3 protein-coding genes are annotated in these 3105 nt (G+C 34.9%); 2 read left to right on the top strand and 1 reads right to left on the bottom strand.

Going from position 1 to position 3105, the window contains the following annotated elements; translation table 11 throughout:
* Window positions 1-194: hypothetical protein (locus PHF25_09325; GenBank protein MDD4528207.1), on the top strand; the 194-nt coding region annotated here is incomplete at its 5' end.
* 59 nt (window positions 195-253) lie between these two features.
* Here PHF25_09325 and pth read toward each other — a convergent pair.
* Window positions 254-856 carry an aminoacyl-tRNA hydrolase gene (gene pth / locus PHF25_09320; protein ID MDD4528206.1) on the bottom strand — a complete coding sequence of 201 codons (603 nt, stop codon included), beginning with the start codon at window positions 854-856 and terminating at the stop codon, window positions 254-256.
* Window positions 857-1047: 191 nt separating this feature from the next.
* Between pth and PHF25_09315 the strand changes: the two genes are divergently transcribed.
* Window positions 1048-3021, top strand: coding sequence for a diphosphate--fructose-6-phosphate 1-phosphotransferase (locus PHF25_09315; protein ID MDD4528205.1), 1974 nt, complete (start codon window positions 1048-1050; stop codon window positions 3019-3021).
* Window positions 3022-3105: the final 84 nt, after the last annotated feature.

The following is a 3105-nucleotide window of genomic DNA, read 5'->3' as shown; positions in this document are numbered from 1 at the left end:
CCGGTATTTCTATCATGGTAAATGATAGTATTATGCTTAATTGTGGAGCAAGCAAAACAGGATATGCTCTTGGATTTGATTTTCCAATAAGTCTGGGCAAAAAAAATCTTGGTTCTCTTCGTTATGCTGTTGAAGTTCCCTATTCCATTGATGACCAAATCGTCTATTCTTTCAGCTACACTTGGGGAAAGTAAGCCACTAAATCCCTATATTACTAGGTATTTATAATGTTACTAAACAAGAATCTACTCGATTATTGAAAGGAACTACTCGTTTTATCCATTTCATTATCTAAAATGCTTTGAGCTATCTCAGGAAACTTATCCAGTACTTTCTCTAACTCAAGTACTTCTTCCTTACTAAACTTACTTAACACATGACCACTCAAATCTTTACCTTCACGCTCATCGCCAATTCCTATTTTAATTCTAGAAAAATTCTGGCCAATTGCTTCAATGATAGACTTAATACCATTATGCCCACCCGCTGAACCTTGTTTGCGAATTCTGAGTTTCGCAAAAGGCAGTGCGATATCATCATAAATAACGATAAAATCCGTTGGCTGACATTTATACAAAGAACATACCGCCTGCACCGCCTTACCACTAAGATTCATATAAGTAAGTGGTTTGATAAAATATAACTTCCTGCCACCAACAAAAGTCTCATAAGATTGATAAGTTCCTTTTTTTGAACCCTTCTCAACTGCCCCCCAATGCTCAATCAGTCTATCTAAGGCCATATATCCTACATTATGTCTCGTTTTAGCATATTCCGAGCCAGGATTGCCTAGTCCAACGAAAAACAGTTTGTTCGTCGTTTTACTGGCGTCTAATGTTTTGAATAATTTAAACATTTAACCTTTCCCTTTTTTATCGTATTGCTAACCATTTTACAGAAACTTCGGACAGGAGTATAGCTTCATTTATCTTTTTAGATTTACGGGCGAAAATATACGTTAAATAATCACAAGAGGGCTCAGTGCTCTTAACTCAGGAATAATCGAAACAAATTAAACAGAAAATCTTAATAAGAAAATTATGAAATATGTTAAAACATCTTACGATAATCTACTGCGACATTGAAACAACGATTTACATAAACGAACAAAGGAATAAAATGCAAACTAAAATAGTAAGTTCAAAAATAACAAAAACTGATGTTGATTGGCATTTAGGACACTTACGAATTATGCTAAGTTCTGATAGTACACATGGATTAAATTTAAAAACATTCCCAGTTGCTGTATGTCGACAATTCATTGATGTAAATGGAAACATCGTTCCTATCAATTTTTCCAGAAACACCACTGTAATAAACTCACAAACCTTTTCCGAAGTTGCTAGTTTATTTCCAAATTTAACAAAAAAAAATACTGGAATTTTAACAGTAGGTGATAAACTAACTACAATTCCTTCTGGTAAAAGGTACGCCGTTCTTTTCTCTGGTGGACCAGCTCCTGGAGGACACAATGTAGTTAACGGAATCAAAAAGGCCCTTGGTCCAAACAATACTCTGTTTGGGGTTTTAAAAGGTCCAGGTGGATTAATCAAAGGTAATCTTTTTGAACTTTCAGATCAACTTATTGAATCTTTCCTTAATAAAGGTGGCTTCAACCTTTTACAAACAGACAGAACCAAAATTAAAACAGATGAACAATTTCAAAGGGTACTTGATGTTATTAACAAAAATGCCCTTGATGGCATAATCATTATTGGCGGCGACGATTCCAATACTAACGCAGCTATTCTTGCAGAAAAAGCCATCTTATGGAAACAATCGGGGCTACTTAAAAAGAGCTGCCAAATAATTGGAGTTCCCAAAACTATTGATGGAGACCTACGTTTTGGTCCTATTTTACCAGGCTCTAGTTCTGTTTTACCAATTTCCTTTGGTTTTCATACTGCAACAATGATATACACGTTAAAAGTTGCAGGTATTCAAAGTGATGCTAACTCTACAGACCAAATGTATCATTTTGTAAAACTTATGGGAAGAAGCGCAAGCCATATAACTCTGGAAGTTGCTCTAAAAACACATCCAGCAGTCACGCTTATCGGAGAAGAAATACAAGCTAAAAATATGAGTCTCTCTGATATTGGGTTAATGATTGCGCGAACCATTGTTTTAAGATCAAAAGAACGTCTGAACCACGGAGTTGTCTTGTTGCCAGAAGGGCTTATTGAATTTATTCCTGAAATAAAATCTTTAATAGAAAGCATTAGTAAAATACTTTTAGCTAACTCAATTAAAGTCAATCTTCTGCCTGAAGAACAACAAATCCAATTTGTCAAAGATAGACTTAATCCAAATCAACTCAAGTTAATAAACTCTTTCCCCCCCCAAGTTGTTTCTTCTTTATTTAACGAGAAAGATCCTCATGGCAATTTACAAGTCTCAACAATCCCAACTGAAACATTAATTATCAGCACCACTAAGCAAGCATTAGAAATGATTAAAACAAACCCTAGCAAATACTTTGGAACTGCAGAAGGGCAATTAAATATCAGCGCTGAAGAACAAGATGAATTTATAAAAAACTTTAAATTTGTATCTAGAGAAGCATTTGGTGGTTATGAAGGCAGATGTGCTGATCCATCAAACTTTGATTCATCTTATACCTATAATCTAGGGCTAACTACAGGATCTTTGCTTTTAAATGGTTATACCGGATATATGGCAACTATCAGTAATCTAGCTAGTGGTGGAGACCCAATCGGATTGCCTTTAACTGAATTAATTCATATGGAAATTCGTAATAGCAAGCCTGTTCCAGTTATAGAAAAAGCATTAATTAATACAGAAACTTCAGAAGCTTTTAAATATTTTGCGTCTAAAAGAGATGAGTGGTCTATTATTGATCCCTGCATGTCTCCTAGCCCTTTAATTGGTGATAAAGCTACAGAAAACCGATTACCAAGAAGTGTTCAATTAGACGAAAAAATTGGTGATCCTGAACATGCGCACGATTATGACTTAGGAACACCAAGAAGAATACAGTTGAGCACAGATTTAGATTAAATCTTCATATCAAGAAAAGGTTATTAAGTCGAGGAGACAATCTATGTCTAACAAAAGCGCCTCTATTAGTTTATAATTTAGTCC

This window comes from Candidatus Margulisiibacteriota bacterium, assembly GCA_028706105.1.
GTDB lineage: Bacteria > Margulisbacteria > Riflemargulisbacteria > GWF2-35-9 > DYQY01 > DYQY01.
This window is presented reverse-complemented; position numbering and strand designations above follow the sequence as displayed.

What these genes read in the sequence shown, in the direction of transcription:
- PHF25_09315 (MDD4528205.1), top strand. Translation starts at nt 1,048, where the DNA reads ATGTTAAAACATCTTACGATAATCTACTGCGACATTGAAACAACGATT.
- pth (MDD4528206.1), bottom strand. Translation starts at nt 856, where the DNA reads ATGTTTAAATTATTCAAAACATTAGACGCCAGTAAAACGACGAACAAA.